This is a genomic window from Mesorhizobium comanense, from assembly GCF_005503535.1.
Classification (GTDB): Bacteria; Pseudomonadota; Alphaproteobacteria; order Rhizobiales; family Rhizobiaceae; genus Mesorhizobium; species Mesorhizobium comanense.
Window position 1 is genome coordinate 1 of the sequence record NZ_SCNN01000007.1, and the last position, 17,426, is coordinate 17,426.

14 protein-coding genes and 1 pseudogene are annotated in these 17,426 nt (G+C 63.8%); 5 read left to right on the forward strand and 10 right to left on the reverse strand.

What is annotated here, in order from left to right:
• From FFS37_RS13955 to rocF, 4 genes and pseudogenes are all read right to left on the reverse strand, one after another.
• Positions 1–241 (reverse strand): annotated as a pseudogene (locus FFS37_RS13955) (ABC transporter permease); the annotation flags it as partial.
• Between the two features lie 89 nt (positions 242–330).
• Positions 331–1,314: an ABC transporter substrate-binding protein gene (locus FFS37_RS13960; RefSeq protein WP_137931545.1), complete on the reverse strand. Its 984-nt coding sequence runs from the start codon at positions 1,312–1,314 to the stop codon at positions 331–333.
• A 496-nt stretch (positions 1,315–1,810) separates the two neighbouring features.
• Positions 1,811–2,866: an ornithine cyclodeaminase gene (locus FFS37_RS13965; RefSeq protein ID WP_137931546.1), complete on the reverse strand. Its 1,056-nt coding sequence runs from the start codon at positions 2,864–2,866 to the stop codon at positions 1,811–1,813.
• A gap of 2 nt (positions 2,867–2,868) precedes the next feature.
• Complete coding sequence (gene rocF / locus FFS37_RS13970) at positions 2,869–3,801, reverse strand: arginase (protein ID WP_137931547.1); 933 nt, start codon at positions 3,799–3,801, stop codon at positions 2,869–2,871.
• 131 nt (positions 3,802–3,932) lie between these two features.
• Between rocF and FFS37_RS13975 the strand changes: the two genes are divergently transcribed.
• A complete protein-coding gene (locus FFS37_RS13975) occupies positions 3,933–4,373 on the forward strand; it encodes an Lrp/AsnC family transcriptional regulator (protein ID WP_137931548.1) in 441 nt (146 codons plus the stop codon).
• A 161-nt stretch (positions 4,374–4,534) separates the two neighbouring features.
• Here the strand turns inward: FFS37_RS13975 and FFS37_RS13980 are convergent, their stop codons facing one another.
• On the reverse strand, positions 4,535–5,929 hold the full coding sequence (locus FFS37_RS13980) for an aminotransferase-like domain-containing protein (RefSeq protein ID WP_137931549.1): 1,395 nt from the start codon (positions 5,927–5,929) through the stop codon (positions 4,535–4,537).
• Between the two features lie 254 nt (positions 5,930–6,183).
• Here FFS37_RS13980 and FFS37_RS13985 point away from each other — a divergent pair, with 254 nt between their 5' ends.
• From FFS37_RS13985 to FFS37_RS14000, 4 genes are read left to right on the forward strand one after another with little or no spacing between them, the layout of a single operon-like run.
• A complete protein-coding gene (locus FFS37_RS13985; protein WP_171026275.1) occupies positions 6,184–7,233 on the forward strand; it encodes a substrate-binding domain-containing protein in 1,050 nt (349 codons plus the stop codon).
• Between the two features lie 16 nt (positions 7,234–7,249).
• Entirely contained in the window at positions 7,250–8,752 is a 1,503-nt protein-coding gene (locus tag FFS37_RS13990; RefSeq protein WP_171026276.1) for a sugar ABC transporter ATP-binding protein, read from the forward strand.
• Entirely contained in the window at positions 8,749–9,705 is a 957-nt protein-coding gene (locus FFS37_RS13995) for an ABC transporter permease (RefSeq protein WP_171026277.1), read from the forward strand. The genes FFS37_RS13990 and FFS37_RS13995 overlap by 4 nt, the downstream gene beginning before the upstream one ends.
• A gap of 1 nt (position 9,706) precedes the next feature.
• Entirely contained in the window at positions 9,707–10,651 is a 945-nt protein-coding gene (locus FFS37_RS14000; protein WP_137931553.1) for an ABC transporter permease, read from the forward strand.
• 75 nt (positions 10,652–10,726) lie between these two features.
• Here the strand turns inward: FFS37_RS14000 and FFS37_RS14005 are convergent, their stop codons facing one another.
• The 5 genes from FFS37_RS14005 to FFS37_RS14025 form a co-directional block, all read right to left on the reverse strand.
• A complete protein-coding gene (locus FFS37_RS14005) occupies positions 10,727–11,503 on the reverse strand; it encodes an SDR family NAD(P)-dependent oxidoreductase (RefSeq protein WP_137931554.1) in 777 nt (258 codons plus the stop codon).
• A gap of 8 nt (positions 11,504–11,511) precedes the next feature.
• Positions 11,512–13,029: a sugar ABC transporter ATP-binding protein gene (locus tag FFS37_RS14010; protein ID WP_137931555.1), complete on the reverse strand. Its 1,518-nt coding sequence runs from the start codon at positions 13,027–13,029 to the stop codon at positions 11,512–11,514.
• Complete coding sequence (locus FFS37_RS14015) at positions 13,026–14,141, reverse strand: SMP-30/gluconolactonase/LRE family protein (protein ID WP_137931556.1); 1,116 nt, start codon at positions 14,139–14,141, stop codon at positions 13,026–13,028. The genes FFS37_RS14010 and FFS37_RS14015 overlap by 4 nt, the downstream gene beginning before the upstream one ends.
• Positions 14,142–14,169: 28 nt before the next feature.
• Positions 14,170–16,302 (reverse strand): ABC transporter permease, encoded by a 2,133-nt coding sequence (locus FFS37_RS14020; RefSeq protein WP_232375657.1) that lies wholly within the window; start codon positions 16,300–16,302, stop codon positions 14,170–14,172.
• A gap of 68 nt (positions 16,303–16,370) precedes the next feature.
• Entirely contained in the window at positions 16,371–17,390 is a 1,020-nt protein-coding gene (locus FFS37_RS14025; RefSeq protein ID WP_171026278.1) for a sugar ABC transporter substrate-binding protein, read from the reverse strand.
• Between the last annotated feature and the right edge of the window lie 36 nt (positions 17,391–17,426).

The window sequence follows — 17,426 nt, forward strand, 5'->3', positions numbered from 1 at the left end:
CCTTGGCGCTGGTCAAGGTGTGATAGAACAGGCTGCCATCCAGGGACATGCGATAGGTCGTCTGCAGCACCGTTCCGGGCGTCGGCAGGAACATGTTGGGCACGACGCGTCCGTAGGACAGCAAGGCCCAGCCACCGATCACGACAACCCACATAGCGAGGGCGAGCGTTGTCGCCGTGCTGGCGGGAATGTTCGCGAATGGGGTCGTCAGGCGTGTCCACGCCGTCCGCCTCTGTGCCATCAGCTGGCCTCCGTTGTTTTAGCCCGGGATCTTGATGCTCGACAAAATGGAGGCGGCCCGCCCGGGTCGCCTCCCTGCACCTCGAACGCTCACTGTTCCTTGATGAAGTCGGTATCGAGGATGGTTTTCGCGTCGATCGTCATCTTGAGCTTGCCGGCCTTGCCCCAGATATCCTGCGCGAAGTTCACCAGGTCGGACGCCTCGCTCTTTTCCGGCGTGCCGAAGAATTCCAGGTTGCGGGCGCGGTCGTAGTAGCGCACGCCCTTGGCGCCGGCCGCGAAATCCTCGGGCTTTTCAAGGTAGCCGCCGATGCCCTTGGCCATGATCTCATAGGCCTTCTCCGGGTTGGCCTTGATGTATTCGACCGCCTTGTAATAGCCCTTGACGAGGGCCTTCACGTCCTCCGGATGCTTTTCAATCAGGTCGCATTTGAGAGCGATCACATCCACGATCAGGCCGGGAGTTGTCGTGGAATCGATCAGCACCTTTCCCTTTCCGCCCTTGCGGACTTCGGTCAGGTGCGGCTCCCAGGTGACGGCCGCCGGAACCTGGCCGGCGATGAAGGCGGTTGCGGCATCGTCGGCCGTCATGTTGGTGACGCTGACATCGTCCTCGGTCATGCCCTCCTTCTTCAGGAGCACATTGAACCAGAATTCGGAGACGGAGCCCTCGTTCAGGGCGACGGGCTTGCCCTTCAGGTCCTTCAGCGAAGAGACGTCGGCCTGCGTGACGACGCCGTCTCCGCCATGGCTGTCGTCGAGCGCCAGAACATATTTGAAGCAGAGCTCGTCGGAGCGGTATTTCATCAGCTCGTCCACGGTGGACGCAGCGCCGTCGAGATCGCCGCCAGCGACAGCAGCCATGTAGAGCGCGGATTCTTCGATGACTTTCAGGTCGACATCGACGCCGGCTTCCTTGAAGTAGCCGAGGTCGCGGGCGAGAAACAGCGGACCATAGCCGACCCAGGTCGTCATGCCGAGACGAATGGCGCCCGCATTGGCGGGGGCGGCAAGCCCCAAGCCCAGCAGGCCCGCGCTGACCGTGGCCAGCAGGCAATTGCGGAATGTCTTCATTGTCGTGGTTCCCCTATGATTGTTGTTGGCATCGGCCTTGTTCGAGTTGCGTACGCCAAGTTGCGCCTCGGCAGTCGCCCTCTTGTTATGCGTCGCCTCCCGGGCGGACCTTGCGTGTTCTAGGTCCGGAAAGAGAGCATTGGGGCCCGATCGCAAAAAGAAGTCTTTTTCTGTCCTTTGCTTCGCCGAATCCGAAGCAGCCCATCGGCGGGCAGACACTTGGCAGAGGGGAAGGGAATACCAGGGCCTTGCTCTGGGCCGGGCAAAGCGCCTGCCGGCCAAGGTGTTGAGCAGGTATCCGGCAGTACGGCTCAAGCGCCACAGGCGCCGCACGGGCAGGCCGGGAAATCACAGACGGCCGTTATGAAATGCAAGCTGCCGGACAGCCGGGCGCGCCCGAGGAATTCTCCCCGGTCGACATCGTCGAGGGCATGAAGGTAGCGGCGGTGACGAGCTGGACGTTCGCCCGTAGCGCCTTGTTCGCTACCGGCGGCTGTCAGGCCGCCGGCTGCATTGCCGCTCTCAGCAGCATGCCGAACAGGTCGCGCGGCTCGTCGGGATCGGCGAGCAGATCGAGTTCCTCATAAAGTCCGGTCGCCTGCAGCTGGTCGCGCACATAGCGCAGCGCCGAAAAATCCTCGATCGCGAAGCCGACCGAATCGAACAGCGTTATCTGCTTGGTGTCCCGCCGGCCTTGCGTCTTGCCGGCAATCACCTGCCATAGTTCCGTTACCGGATGCTCGGGATCCAGCTGCTGTATCTCGCCCTCGATGCGCGTCTGCGGCGGGAACTCGACGAAGATGTCGGAGCGCAGCAGGATGTCCCCGTGCAGTTCGGTCTTTCCGGGGCAGTCGCCGCCCACTGCGTTGATGTGGACGCCTGAGCCGACCATGTTGTCGGTGAGAATGGTGGCGCACTGCTTGTCGGCGGTGACGGTGGTGATGATCCCGGCCCCCTCGACCGCCTCCTGCGCGGTTTCGCAGACAGTGATGTCGAAGCCCATGCCGGCCAGATTCCTGGCGCACTTGCGCGAGGCGGACCGGTCGATGTCGTAGAGCCTGAGGCGGTCGACGCCGGTCAGCGCCTTGAAGGCTATCGCCTGGAACTCCGACTGGGCGCCGTTGCCGATGATGGCCATGGTGCGGGCGCCGCGCGGTGCCAGATATTTGGCGGCGACGGCTGATGTGGCGGCGGTGCGCAACGCCGTCAGGATGGTCATTTCGGTGAGCAGCATGGGGTAGCCGCTGCCGACATCGGCGAGCACGCCGAACGCGGTGACCGTCTGCAGGCCCTGGCGCATGTTCTTGGGATGGCCGTTGACATATTTGAAGCCGTAAAGCCGCCCATCGCTTGTCGGCATCAACTCGATCACGCCATCATGGCTGTGCGAGGCGATGCGGGGCGTCTTGTCGAAAAGCTCCCAGCGGCGGAAGTCCTCCTCGATGTAGCCGGCGAGTTCGGTGAGGAAACGCTCGACGCCGATGGCGAGCACCAGCTTCATCATGCGGTCGACGCTGACGAAGGGGACGATGTTGAGCTTTGCCGCCGTCATGATCAGAAGCTCCCGGAATGGCTGCGTGTGGGGCGGTCCATGATGCGGCGTCCCATCAGGCTTGCCGTCAGGTCGACCATCAGTGTCGCGGTCCGGCCGCGCTCGTCCAGAAAGGGATTAAGCTCCACCAGATCGAGGCTCGACACGAGGCCGCTGTCCGACAGCATCTCCATGACGAGATGCGCTTCGCGGAACGTCGCGCCGCCGGGCACCGTGGTGCCGACCGCCGGCGCGATCGAAGGATCGAGGAAGTCGACATCGAGGCTCACATGCAGCAGCCCCTCTTCCCCCGCCACGCGCGCCAGGAAGGCACGCAGCAGCGGCGCGATGCCATGCTCGTCGATGGCGCGCATATCGTGCACGGTCACCCCCGCCTGGTTCAGCGCGCTGCGTTCGGCCGGATCGACACTGCGCAAGCCCATGGTGCAGATGCGGGAAGGATCCACCGCCGCCGGCAGATCGGGGAAGTAGCCGTTAAACCCCGGCTGGCCGCTGGCGTAGGCGAGCGGAACGCCATGCAGATTGCCGCTGGCGGTGGTGTCGAGCGTGTGGAAGTCCGGATGCGCGTCGAGCCACAGCACAAACAGCGGCCGCCCCGTCTCGGTGGCGCGGCGGGCAAGACCCGATACGGTCCCGGCAGAGATCGAATGATCGCCGCCCAGAAAGATCGGCATCGCATTCTCGCTCGCGGCGTAGGCGGCTTCGGCGATGGAATATGTCCAGGCCGAAATCTCGGGCAGCGCCTTCAGCGCCAGATTGCCGTGCACAATGCGCCTGGCCGCAATTGGCTGGACGGCGCCCATATCCTCGACAACGTGGCCGAGGCCGGACAGTACCTGGGCCAGGCCGGCGGTCCTGAGGGCACTAGGCCCCATTTCACATCCCATCCTGCCAGCGCCATCCTGCACGGGCGCTCCGACGATTCTGCAACGCATCGCTTTTCCTGCTGCCTGGTTCGGGTACGGCGAGACAACCATGGCGAGCCGGCGATATGAACAGATAAAATTGGCAATCCGAAAAGTATGATTTATCGTAATGGCAGCATAAATGATCAAAGTGGTAAGCCATGGATGCACTCGATGAACGGCTCGTGACCCTGCTGCGGCATGACGCCCGCCGCAGCGTGTCGGACCTCGCGGTCGACCTCGGCGTCTCGCGGGCAACGGTCAGGGCGCGCATGGAACGGCTGGAGCGTTCCGGCGAGATCATCGGCTACACGGTGGTGCTGCGCGCCGATGCCGTCGACCAGCGCATTCGCGGCATCATGCTGGTCGAGATCGAGGGCCATGCGGCCGACCGCGTGGTGCGTGCGCTGGGCGGTTTCCCAGAAGTCTCGACCATCCACACCACCAATGGCCGCTGGGACCTCGTGGTCGAGCTTGGCACGGCCTCGCTGACGGATTTTGACGCCGTGCTCAGGCGCATCCGGCTCATCGCCGGCATCACCGGCAGCGAAACCAGTCTGCTCCTGGCAACGCCGCGTACGACCCGGGCAAGACTTGGGTGATGTTGCGGCACTGGGCGAGCCGCGGTTGCGATTTGCATCCGTGGCCTGACCGTCGTGCGATTGCCCGTCGAAAAGACCATTTTCGACCGGCATGCCGGAATACGAGATCGGCCGACGGCGCCGTGATCCGCCCTCGCCCCGACGCCAATGGCCGCAGATATTCAGTAATAGTATTCTGCCCGCGAGAGGCTTCCCCGGGCCGCGTTGGCGACGACCGACAAACCGGTCGAAAGCTCGGCGATCGACCGGCAGGAATTCAGGCTGATGCGCAAATAGCGGTCAGGATCGGAGCGCTTCGTGGCAAAGGCATCCGTGGGGGCCAGACTGACGCCCTGTTCTTCGGCGATCGCGACAATGTCGTGGCTGCGCACGCGTTCGGGAAGTTCGAGCCAGATAAAGGCCGGCGCCGCCGGTGCGCGGAAAGCCATGCCCTCGAGCATTGTCTCGGCGATCGCGCGGCGCTCCCGGAACTCGTTACGTTGCAGGGAAATGAGCCTCTTGATGTCCCCATCCCTTATCCACTGAGCCGCTATTTCAAGGCCAAGCGGCGGCGTCATCCACATGGAGCGTCGAATGACGGCGGCCACGCGGCTGGCATGTTGCGGCGGCGCCGCAACGCAGCCTGCCCGCAGGCCCGGCGCGACGCTCTTGGAGAGGCTGCTCACATAGAACGTCCGCTCCCGGGCAAGGCTCGCGACCGGGGGCAGTGCATGATCATGCACGAACGCATAGACGCCGTCCTCGATCAGCATCAGCCCGTGCCGCTCGGCGATCGCCAGAACCGCCTGGCGGCGCTCCTCGGGCATCACCGCTGCCGTCGGATTGTGAAGTCCAGGCATGAAATAAAGCCATTTGGCGCCCGACTGCGCCGCCCGCTCTTCCAGAGACTCCGGGATCAGGCCGTGCTCGTCCATCGCCACGGGTTCGATGCGCAGCTGCAGTTCCGACGCCAGGGCCTTGAAGCCCGCATAGGTGAATTCCTCGGTCAGGACGATGTCGCCCGGCCGGGTAAAGGCCTTGAGGACGACATAGATCGCGTGCAGGGCGCCGGCGGTCACGACCAGATCGCCGGGGTGCACGACAAGCTTCTCGTCGGCGAGCCAATCGGCGAAGGCCTCGCGATGCCCACCTGTGCCGGTATCGGGCTGGTAGGTCATCAGCGACAGCACCCGGGGGTTGGTGCTCAGGCTCTGAAAGGCATCCGCCAACAGCCGCTGGACTTCCGGGCTCGGCTGCCGGTTGACCGCGAGGTCGATAGAGCTTTCCATTTCATCCTGAGGCGTGCCGAGCTCAGTGCGCAAACCCGTGAAGGGTTTGCGCTGGACAAACGTTCCGCGCCCGACTTCGGATGATATCAGCCCCCGCCGCGCCAGCCTGATATAGGCGCGACTGATCGTACCCGCCGTCATGCCAAGCGTATGCGCAAGATCGCGATGCGTGGGAAGCTTACGCCCGTGCTCCAGCACGCCATCGGCGATGTCTGCGGCGATTGCCCGCTCCAGCCGCTCGGCTTTCGATCCCTCGAATCGGGAGACATTCGGCTCATAGGGTGTCATTCAATTCCAATAAGGCTGGAGATGATGCTTTTGCAACCTTGATCTCAATGGCGGCAAAGGCTCCGGCTGCCAGCGGTTCATTCTGCCTATCCCCCTTCCTGACCGCGACCGTCCTGGCCATGACAGTCATTTCGCTGTCGTGGCAAAATTGATATGATGTCAATTTGATGAATTATGGCAATATTGACAGCTATCATATGCCATGATTGAACGCTGCGGCCGACTAGATCGGCTCGATAAAAAGGGGAACAATGGTGAAAATCTCAAACCGGGTTTTGAAAATCCATATCGCGGCGGCCTGTCTGATGGGCGTGTCCGCGCTGCAGGCCCACGCCGCGTCCAGATGCTATGATGGCAGCCGCAAACCGCCCTTCAAGATCGGTTGGTCGAACATCTATTTCGGGCCGACCTGGATGAAGCAGACCGGCGAGTCGATGCAAGGCGAGGTCGACAAGGCAACCGCCCAAAACCTGGTCAAGGAGTACCAGGTCACCAACGCGGATGGCGACGCCACCAAGCAGGCCCAGCAGATCCAGGCCATGGTGGACAACAAATTCGACGCAATCATTGTCATTGCCGGTTCGGCAACCGCCCTCAACAAGGTGATCGACGAGGCGTGCAAGGACAATGTGGTCGTCATCAATTTCGACAGCCTGGTCTCCACCGACAATGTCACCTCCAAGATCAACACGGATCAGGAGGCGTGGGGCAAAAGCGGCATGAAATGGCTCGCCGAAGCCATTGGCGGCAAGGGCAAGATCGCGATGATCCGCGGACCGGAGGGGGTATCGGTCAGCGAGGCGCGCTTTGCCGGAGCCCAGTCGGCGCTCAAGGATTACCCGGACATCAAGGTCGTCGGCACGGTGGCGACCGAGTACAACCTCGCGCCAGCCCAGACCGCTTTCACGCAACTTGCCTTCGCCAACCCGCAAATCGATGCCGTCTGGGCGGATATGGGACCGCAGGCCGTCGGCGCCATGAAGGCGCTCAAGCGGGCCGGCCGCGACATGGTTCCCGTGACCGGCGACAACTACCGGCCGTTCCTCGAGCTTTGGCAGGAGAACAAATTGAACGCCTGGGGGACCGGCCAGCCGAACTGGCTCGGCGCCCTTTCGATCCAGGCGGCGCTGAAAGCCCTGCAGGGCGGCAATCTGCCGGAGCACATCAAGGTTCCCCTCCCCTCGATCACCAACAGCGACCTGCCGGGATACGCCGCACGCTTCAAGGACGCGCCGACCGATGGCTATGTCCAGGTTCCGGTCGACCAGGCGCTGTTCGACCGTTTGCTGGCCAACGGCTCCTGAGCGGCGGCCCTCGCGCATGACGCTGACGGCAACCGACCTCACCAAGTCCTACGGCGAAAATCAGGTTTTGAAGGGTGTGACGATCTTCGTCGAGCCGGGCCGCGTGCGCGGCCTGCTCGGCGAAAACGGAGCAGGCAAATCGACGCTTATCCGCATCCTTGCCGGCATCACCAGGGCGGATCACGGCGAGGTCACTGTGAACGGCGAACGGATGCGATCGAACCGGCCGCAACTCTTCCTTGCGGCCGGCGTGTCGGTCGCCCATCAGGAACTCAGCCTCTGTCCAAACCTGACGGTCGCCGAAAACATTGTCGTCGCCGCCGGGCAGTATCTGGGCTTCATCGCCTATCGACAGGTGGCGGAGAATTTCGAGCGGCTGCGCCGCGAATTGGAGCTGCCGTTTTCCGGCAGTTCCGTCGTCGGCAATCTGCCGCTCGGTTCGCGGCAGCTCCTCGAGATTGCCAAGGCGCTGGCAAGCGACCCGCGATACCTGATCCTCGACGAACCGACCTCCTCGCTGTCTTCGGCGGAGTTTCAAACCATTTGCCGGGCCGTGGAGAGGCGAACCGGCCAGGGCATGGGCACGCTTTTCATTTCCCACCGCATGGAGGAGGTCCGTCGTATCTGCCGCCCCCTGACGGTCCTGCGCGACGGCAAGGTTTCCGCCGATATCGACAACGCGGAAACCGTATCCGACATGGATCTCGTCGAACGGATGACCGGCCGCGAAGCCGGCACGAAATTCCCGCCCTATCACAACGCGACAACGAACCGCGTCGCCTTGCAGGTGGCGGGGCTTGGCGCGCCGTCGTCGGTTCCCATCACCGATGTCACGTTCGACCTGAGGGCGGGCGAGATTCTCGGCATTGGCGGGCTGGCCGGCCATGGCCAGGAAACGGTCCTGAGGGCGATCTTTGGCGCCGATCGCTCCACCGGCACCCTGACCGTGGACGGATCGGCCTTCGCGCGCGGTTCGGTCGGGGCAGCCATGCGCGCCGGAATTGCCTATGTTCCTGCTGACAGACGCCAAGAAAGCCTGCTCCTGCAGATGCCGGTTTCGACCAATGCGGTCCTGCCATCGCTGGGGCGGTTGGCGCGCCACGGCTGGCGCCGGTTCGATGACGAACATCGCCATGTCCATCGCATGCTGTCGCGGTTTTCGGTGAAGGGGCGCGCCAGCGATGCAATCGCAACCCTGAGCGGCGGGAACCAGCAGAAGATCGCATTGGGCAAATGGCTCGACAGGCAGCCGAAAGTGCTGCTCCTCAACGATCCGACGCGCGGCGTCGACATCCCGACCAAGCTGCTGATCTATCGCGAGCTCCAAGCGGAAGCCGAGCGCGGCACGGCGATCATCCTGTCCAGTTCGGACACTCTGGAACTTCAGGAATTCGCCGACCGCGTCCTCATCATGCGCAATGGCCGGATCGCCACGGAGCTCGACCACGCGCAGGCCAGCGAGCAGGCGATCGTTGCCGCATCGCTCGGCGTGGCGAACGCCTCGAAAGGAACGATATGACCCATCAACAACTCACGGCCGACAGGCTGTTGCTTGAGGGACAGCATCAGCGCCTGCGTGAAACCGCGCCCGTGGTGGTCCTGGCCTGCGTATTCGCCGCCGGCTACGCGTTTCTTGCTCCCCAGTTTTTCAGCCTCCGCGGCGGCAGCCAGTTCGGGCAATTCGCCATGCCCCTGGTCGCGGTCGCGCTGGGGCAGGCTCTGGTCATGATCAGCCGCGGCATCGACCTGTCGGCCGGCTCGATCGTCAGCGTCGGTTGCGCCCTGTCGGCGGTCCTGTTCGAGAGCGGCTGGGGCGGCTCGCTGGCGACTGTCGGTTGCACGCTGGGGGCCTGCACGCTGGCGGGCTGCCTGAACGGCGTCCTGATCGGCCGGCTTGGCCTGCCGGCCATTCTGGTCACGCTGGCAACGTCCTTCGTCTACTCCGGTCTCGCGCTTTTCGTCCTGCGGCAGCCAGGCGGCGGATCCGACAAAGGCCTCGCGGCCATCTACACCGACTGGCCGTTGACCCCCATGGTCCTGGTCATCTGCCTAGGAATAGGCTGGCAGATCTTGCGGTCGACCCGGCTCGGCCTGTGCATCCATGCGGTGGGAGACAACCCGCAGGCGGCCGAAAGGCTGGGCCTGCCAAGAACAGGACTTGTGACCCTGGTTTATGCGATTGCCGGCGCCCTGTACGGCCTTTGCGGGCTGTGCCTGACGCTGCTGACTGGCGCGGGAGACCCGCTCATCGGCACACCCTATACACTGAATTCCATCGCAGCCGCCGTCATCGGCGGCGTCGCCCTGACGGGTGGCGTCGGGACATTTCGCGGTGTCATCGCGGGCGTGATCGTCCTGCTGCTTTTGACCAACATTCTGTTCGCGCTCGGCATATCGGCTTTTTTCCAGCCGATTGCCCAAGGAGGCGTGCTTGTCGCGGCCATCGCCATCCAGATGTTGAGGAGGTCGTAAGTTGCGCGCGCTTTCCACATCCTTCCATCGCAGCAAGGCATTCTTCCTGTCAGTCATCCTTGTCATGCTTTGGGTTGGATCGGCTTCGATTTTCCCCGGCTACGCAAGCCAGGGTCATGTCATGTCGATCCTCGAACTGTCGGCCATTCTGGCGATCGTGGCGGCCGGGCAGACCCTGGTGATCATGACAGGGGGCATCGATCTTTCCATAGCCGGCATCATGAATGTCGTGGCATTCGTGATCCCTGCTCTTGCCGCGAATTTTCCCGACGACAGCCTGATCCCGGTGGTGCTGGCGGTAAGCGCCGGCGGGATGATCGGACTGCTCAACGGCGTGACCGTCACCTGCCTGAAAATCCATCCGCTGATCGCGACGCTGGCCATGAGCAGCATTCTCTATGGCGCCGTTCTCATCGCCACCGGCGGATCGGCCGCGTCCACCACCAACAACTTCGTCGATTGGGTCGGTTCCGGGCGGGTCGGCTTCATCCCCGCGGCCACGATCATCTGGCTGCCCATCGCGGTTGCGATTGTCGCCATTCTGCGGGCGACGACTTTTGGAACCTACATCGCCGCCATCGGGGAAAACCACGCCGCCGCGCGGCTGTCGGGTATTCCCATCTTTCTCACGACGGCATTGACCTATGGCCTGAACGGCATGCTGGTCGGGATCGCTGCCACGATCCTGGTCGGCTACACCGGGCAGAGCTATGTCGGCATCGGATCGCCCTACCTTCTGCTCTCCATCGCGGCGGTCGTGCTGGGCGGCACGTCGATCACAGGCGGCAAAGGCAACTATTTGGGAACCGCTTTGGGCGCGCTGGCGATCACGTCGGTTACCGCCACGACCACCATGATGAACTTCAGCGACGGCGACCGCCAGATCATCTTCGGGATCATCCTGATCGCACTGCTGATCGTCTATTCACGCGCCCGTTCCATCTGACGAGATCGCAGCGGCTGCGAGGTGCCCCAATCTCCGCCCCTGCAACAGAGCAGACATGAAAGCCCCGCGCCGAGCTCAACGCGCGAGATAGCCACCATCGACGGCCAGGACATGGCCGGTGACGATCTTGGCGGCGGGCGACGCCAGATACAGGACCGCGGCCGCCACGTCGGCCGTATCGGCGAAGGCACGCATCGGCATCAGGTCGAGCAACGTCTTCGACATCGACGGGTCGTCGAGCAGGGCTTTGGTGAACTCGGTCCGCACCCAGGTCGGAGCGATGGCGTTCACCCGGATGCCACGTGGCGCCCATTCGACCGCGAGACCGCGCGTCAGGTTGATCAGGCCGCCCTTGCTTGCGTGGTAGGAGGCGATCGGATAGACGCCGCCACCCGAGGCGCCCATGATCGAGGCGATGTTGACGATGGCGCCGCCACCGGCCTTGGTCATTTCCTCGGCGGCCCTGCACGAGCAGTTGAAGGCGGCGTTGAGGTTGACCTCCATGACCTCGCGCCAGACCTCCATGCTGGTTTCCAGCGCCGGCGTGCGGCGCACCAGCGCGGCATTGTTGACCAGGATATCCAGCCGTCCGAAATGCGCGACGGCGGCGGCAAAGGCCTGCGAGACCTGCTCCGGTTTCGAGATGTCGGCCGTAAGCGCCAGCGCCTCGCCCCCCTGAGCCGCGATCGAGGCCGCAGCATCGGCCGCGGCTTCGCCGTCACGGTCCAGAACGGCGATGCCGGCGCCGGCATTGGACAGAAGCAGCCCGGTCTCCTTGCCGATGCCGCGCCCGCCGCCGGTGATCAGCGCTACCTTGCCGGAGAGCGAGAAGAGTTGCTGGATCGTGGTCATCTGCGGCCTCAATGGATCGCCGCGTACATGATCTTCTCCTCGGTCGCCTCGGCGGAGGAAAACTCCTCCACGATCCGGCCCTGGCGCGCCACCAGGATGCGGTCGGACAGGCTCAGTATCTCGGGCAGGTAGGAGGAGATGACCACCACGGCGATGCCCTGCGCGGCCAGAGAGCGTATGAAGTCGTGGATCTCTTGGATCGCGCCGACGTCGACGCCGCGCGTCGGCTCGTCGAAGAACACCACCTTCGGATTCTGCACCAGCGATTTCGCGACCACCACCTTCTGCTGGTTGCCTCCCGACAGCTCGATGATCCTGGCGCGGCTGTTGATGGCGCGGACTTTCATGCGCTGCACCCATTCGTTGCCGACGCGCGACTGCTCCTTGCGCGAGAGCAGCATGGTGCGGCCCTCCGGCGTGGAGATCCGCCCGACATAGATATTCTCGTCGATGCGCATGGTCTCGAAGAACCCGTTCAGCTTGCGGTCCTCGGTGATGTAGACGATGCCGTCGGCGATGGCCTGGCGCGGTATGCGATAGCGGATCGGCTTGCCGTTCAGGTAGATCATGCCGCCATAGATGAAATTGCGCTTCAGCACGCCACTGACGACCTTGGCGATCTCGGTGCGCCCCGAGCCGATCAGGCCGGAAATTCCGGTGATCTCGCCGGCATAGACCGAGAACGACATGTTGCGGACCATCTTTCCCATGATGACGTTCTGGACCGACAGCACCTTCTTCTTGCGGGCGCCGTGCGCCCGCGGCTTGCGGGCGTCGGCGTAGTAGGTCTGCGACAGGTCGCGTCCGACCATGTGCTTGACCAGGATCTCGCGGCTGAGTTCCATCGTCGGGCCGGAATGCACGCGCTCGCCATCGCGCAGCACGGTGACCCGGTCGGTCAGTTCCAGCGCCTCTTCCAGCGCGTGCGAGATGAAGATGATGGCGACACCTTCCGCCTTGAGCCTGCGGATCAGGTCGAAGAAATGCAGCTTCTCCTCGGGCGTCAGCGTCGCGGTCGGCTCGTCGAAGATGATCAGGCGCGCCCGGTGATGCACGGCACGCGCGATCTCGACCATCTGCTTCTGCGCCGCGCCCAGCGTCGACACCATGGCGGTCGGGTCGACATGGAAATTCATCGACTGCAGAAGCTGCTGGGCGGCGATGTACATGCCGCGCAGGCGGGTCATGTATTTCTCCCGGCCGAGGATGATGTTTTGCGCCACCGTCATCGTCGGGATCAGGCTGGTCTCCTGGTAGACCATGACGATGCCAGCGCGCAGCGCATCCGCCGGCGTTGCGAAAGACTGTTTTTGGCCGTCGAGCAGGATGTCGCCTGACGACAGCGATATCGCTCCGGCCAGCGCCTTGCACAGCGTCGACTTGCCAGCGCCGTTCTCGCCGACGAGGCCATGTATCTCGCCGCGTCCGATATCGAAATCGACGCCGCTTATGGCCTGCGCGCCGCCATAGACCTTGGTTCCGTTGACGACGCGCAACATCGGCTCCTCCCGGTTCTGCGTGGTCATTGCGCCGGCCTCGCCGTCACCTGCATGATCTTGCCGTTCCCCTTGGAGGTGACGAACACCTGTTGCCCGTCGGTGGCCACGCCGGTGATGCCGTGGCACGTCCCGCCGACGCGGCTGTGCAGGCTCGATTCCGGCTCGAGCTCATCGTCCAGGAAGATGACCAGCCCGTAGGATCGCGGCGGCGCCCATGCCTTGAGGCTGCCATGTTTCTTCAGGCCGCCGCCCTGGACCGGCTCCAGATAATGCCCCTCGGAGCGCAACGCAGGCGCGATCCAGAACGCCGGCTCGATCCGCTCGATCATCTTGCGCCGGTAGGAGTCCTCGGTCAGCACGAAGTCGACAAGTTGCGTGCGCAGGGCGAACATGGTGAGGCAATAACCGGCCCCGTAGGGCACGATCCGCGCGGGATAGCCGGGCAGGTTCTGCTGTACCGCCAGCGGACGCCGGAGCGCGCCCGCGGCATCGAGAGGCAGCCTCAGAAGATCATGCGTCCATGCTTCGGACACGATCAGCGACTTGCCGTCCAGCGCCAGGCAGATGCCGTTCGGGTAGCCGAGTCCGTCGGCGATCACGTCGACCTGCCCGCTGGTCGGATCGATGCGCAACACGCGGCCGGAACGATTCTTCTGCATGAGATCGTAAGCCCAGCGGTCGGGCGCGTTGCCGCGCGAACCGTCGCAGACATAGATGTCGCCGGTGGGACCAACGGTCAGCGCCGTCGGGCACTTCAATCCGCCCTGGCCCTCGATGCGCAGCATTCGGCCTTCGTCCGCTCCGCCGATCAGAGCCACACCATGCCCCGCCACGCCCACTGCCACGCCGCCGGCGGGATGGGCGGCTATGCCGGTGGCCAGCCCGTCGAACTGTGCGACGACTATCGGGTTGGCGAAATCCGCGTCATCGAAGCGGTAGATGCTTCGCCCCGCGGTCACATAGAGGCTGCCGTCCGCCGCGACCGCGATGTCGTCCGGCTCGGCGATGGCCGTGCTCAGCACCGGGCATTCTTCCAGAGCCGAGTTCGGCCGCATGGGTCCGTCCAGCACCGGATTGGCGCGGCGGTCCCGGTTGCGGAACAGAAGCTCCTTCAGAATCTCGACGACCACGTTGCTCATCGGGATACTCCACGTGCCTCGATTGTGCTCATGGCCGGTTGCCCCAGTAGGATGCCGGACCGTTCCAGTTCTCGTCGACCCCGCTCAGCTTGACGCGGCCGATGCGGTCGTTGGAGAGGCCGCCAATATAGAGGTAGCCGCGCTCCTCGCGCATCGAGGTGACGGATGGATGTGACTTGCCGCCGATGTCGCCCAGGGTTTCGAGGATGGCGCCGCGTCCGTCGAACTTCACGACGCAGCCATTGTTGATGTTGGGATAAAGCCATTCATCGTTGGGAATGCGCTTGATCATGCGGGTGCGGAAACCCGGATCCTCCATGGCCAGGTCGTAGGCCGGCGTGCGCAGCCCGACCAGCGCCAGCCAGTAAGAGCCGTCGGATGCGCGGTTGATGTTGTCTGGCATGCCGGGCAGGTCGGCGATCAGTGTTTCCAGCTTGCCGGCCTTGGGGCCGGCGATCCAGTAGCGTTCGATGCGGCAGGCCCATGTCAGCGCGAACAGCACCGACTGGCCGTCATGGGCGACGCAGACACCATTCGGGAAGATCTGGTTCTGCAGCAGCGTCCTGGTTTTCCGGGTCGCCGGATCGTAGACGATGATGCGGCCGTTGCCGCGCCCTTCCAGCGCGTCGGTGGCCCAGGTGTGCGCGGTATAGCGCAGCGTCGCCTCGCTGAAGTAGATCTTGCCGTCCGGAGCGATGTCGAGATCGTCGGCCAGCACCAGGCGGGAGTCGTCGATCACCTTGCCGAAGGTGCGCGTCGTCTCATCGGTCAGCTTGTAGACGGAGCGGTCGGGACGCACGCCATAGACGCCCATGCCGGCCACGCAGATGATGAGGTTGCCGTCGCGGTCGAAGGCCATGCCGAGCGGGCGGCCGCCGGTGCGGGCGAAGATCTCCTGGGTCTGCAGGTCCTTGCCGCTGAAGCGCCAGATGAAGCCCTCGCGCGTACCGCAATAGAGGTTGCCGTCGCTGTCGAAGATCACGTCTTCCGGTCCGTCGAGCTTGCCCAGGCCGATCGCCTCGGCATCGCGCAGCCGGTTGTTGAGCGCATAGGGCGAAACGCTCTCAGGTGATATGTCATGTCGCTTGCCGAGCTTGAAATAGGTGGGCACGACATAGATCTTCTCGATCGCCTTGTTGCGGTTGCGCGACCATTTCACGTCGATGCCGACCGCCAGCAGCATCATGAAGCCGAGGAAAGCGGAGGTGGCGCCGCCGACCAGGCCGAAGCGCACCAGTCCGTTGATCAGCACGAGAACGATGGTGGCGCCGATGAGCGACTGCCCGATGGAGCCCTTGCCGCCGGAAAGATTGACCCCGCCCAGCACCACCGCCGTCAGCGCCAGCACTTCCATGCCGACGCCCGTATCGGAGCTCGGGCTGTTGAGACGCGCCGCGTAGAAGACGCCGCCAAGGGCAGTGAGAACGCCTGATATCACATAGGTCAGGAACAGATGCCGCTCCACCGGTATGCCGGCGTGGCGGGCCGCCTTGCGATTGGCGCCGATGGCGGCGATGTACCATCCGGGCCGCCCACGGCTGAGGAAGATATGGCCGACGATGGCGACGAGCGCCAGGATCAGAATGTTGGCGGGGATACCGAACACGCTGCCGCCGCCCAGCCAGTCCCAGACGCGGCTGTCGCCCATCGAGATCGCCATTTCGACCGAGTAGCGCAGGATCAGAAGATTGAGGATGGCGCGGAAGATCAGCATGGTGACGAGCGTCGTCAGGAAGGCGCCGAGGCCCACATAGCCGATCAGGAAGCCGTTGACGGCGCCCATCAACGCGCCGGCCCCCAGCGTCGCCATGATGGCGACAGGCGCCGACACCTCGTACATGTTGAACAGCATCAGGGCGATGAAGTTCGCCATGGCGAAGATCGAACCGACCGAAAGATCGATGCCGCCGGAAATGATGACGACGGCGATGGCAATCGCCACGAAGCCGAACTCGCCGAATTGCCGGCCGGTCGAGGCGATGTTGCCCACCGTCAGATAACCGGGAATGAGGAAGGCGAACGCCAGCACGACGAGCACGGCGGCGGTGAAGGGCACCACCGGCTCCATCCAGCGTTTCTGCAGCAGCTCGGCGATGAACTGCTGGAACGACCATTTGTAGCGGAGACGGATCAGCGTCTCCCTGAAGCTGGTGTCGGCCACCCGATCCCTCCTCCCTTGGATCCCTCGGGCGGCCCGATCGGGCCACCCGTGTCATTTGTCGTAAGCGGTCAGCTCTTCTTGGGGATATCGCTGCAACGCGCCTGGTCGACATTGTCCTTCGTTACCCAGAAATAGGACGAGAACGACGCGACGCTGTGCGATCCCGGCGGCTCGGCCGCCATCAGCAGGTTCTTCGCCATGACCATGACCTCGCGACCCTGGTTCCACGCATCCCAATCCATGTAGCGATCGATCAGTCCGGCGCGCACCGCGTCACAGCCTTCCTTGTAGCCGCCGCCGTTCGAGTAGACGATCACCTTGCCGCTGAGGCCGGCCTTCTTGACCGCCTGCGCGCCGCCGATCGTCATGATGTCGTACGGACCGAAGATCGCACATACGTCCGGGTGCTGCTGCAGCACGGCGGTGGTGATGTCGTAGGCCTTGGTGGCGTCCCAGTTCGTCGCCTGGCTGGACACGACCTGGATTGCCGGATCCTTGCCGAATTCCTTCATCAGCGCGTTGGTCATGTAGACGTTCTGCGCCGACGTCAGTTCACCCTGCAGGATCACCACCTTGCCGGACTTGCCGCTGCCGGTGCCGCATTGCTTGACGATATCTTTGCCGGTGACTTCGGCTTGTTCGATCCAGTCGCCGCCGACATAGCCGTCGCTCAACGTGTTCGACATCATCGACAGCTGGATGACGTAGATGCCGGCTTCCTGCGCCTGCTTGATCTGCTTGACGAGAAGCTGGACGTTCGGGTTCTGGACGATGATCACGTCCGGCTTGTCGGCGATCGCGCCCTCGAAAGCCTGGGCCAGCGCCGTGCTGTTCCACGCCGGGTCCTTGACCGAATACTTCATGTTGCTGCGTTCGGCCTCGGTGCGGATGACATATTCCCAGGTGTCCATCAGCGGCGCGCCCAGGGTCATCGGCAGGAAGGCGATGGTCTTGCCTTCGATAGCCTTTGTGTATTGCTCCTTCAGCTGCACGCCGCCATCGGCCGCGTTTGCCGGCAGTGCGGCGATGCCGAGCATTGCCGCGAACATCAGTGCAATTGGCTTCGACAGCCGACTGCCTCTACTCATCAACGTCATCTTATCCTCCCGAGATGATGCGCCTTG

Excerpts from the sequence above, each read along its gene's own strand:
- rocF (WP_137931547.1), bottom strand. The coding sequence starts at position 3,801 with ATGCGTTGCAGAATCGTCGGAGCGCCCGTGCAGGATGGCGCTGGCAGG.
- FFS37_RS13960 (WP_137931545.1), bottom strand. The coding sequence starts at position 1,314 with ATGAAGACATTCCGCAATTGCCTGCTGGCCACGGTCAGCGCGGGCCTG.
- FFS37_RS13980 (WP_137931549.1), bottom strand. The coding sequence starts at position 5,929 with ATGACACCCTATGAGCCGAATGTCTCCCGATTCGAGGGATCGAAAGCC.
- FFS37_RS13995 (WP_171026277.1), top strand. The coding sequence starts at position 8,749 with ATGACCCATCAACAACTCACGGCCGACAGGCTGTTGCTTGAGGGACAG.
- FFS37_RS14005 (WP_137931554.1), bottom strand. The coding sequence starts at position 11,503 with ATGACCACGATCCAGCAACTCTTCTCGCTCTCCGGCAAGGTAGCGCTG.
- FFS37_RS13965 (WP_137931546.1), bottom strand. The coding sequence starts at position 2,866 with ATGACGGCGGCAAAGCTCAACATCGTCCCCTTCGTCAGCGTCGACCGC.
- FFS37_RS13975 (WP_137931548.1), top strand. The coding sequence starts at position 3,933 with ATGGATGCACTCGATGAACGGCTCGTGACCCTGCTGCGGCATGACGCC.
- FFS37_RS14025 (WP_171026278.1), bottom strand. The coding sequence starts at position 17,390 with ATGAGTAGAGGCAGTCGGCTGTCGAAGCCAATTGCACTGATGTTCGCG.
- FFS37_RS14010 (WP_137931555.1), bottom strand. The coding sequence starts at position 13,029 with ATGACCACGCAGAACCGGGAGGAGCCGATGTTGCGCGTCGTCAACGGA.
- FFS37_RS14015 (WP_137931556.1), bottom strand. The coding sequence starts at position 14,141 with ATGAGCAACGTGGTCGTCGAGATTCTGAAGGAGCTTCTGTTCCGCAAC.
- FFS37_RS13990 (WP_171026276.1), top strand. The coding sequence starts at position 7,250 with ATGACGCTGACGGCAACCGACCTCACCAAGTCCTACGGCGAAAATCAG.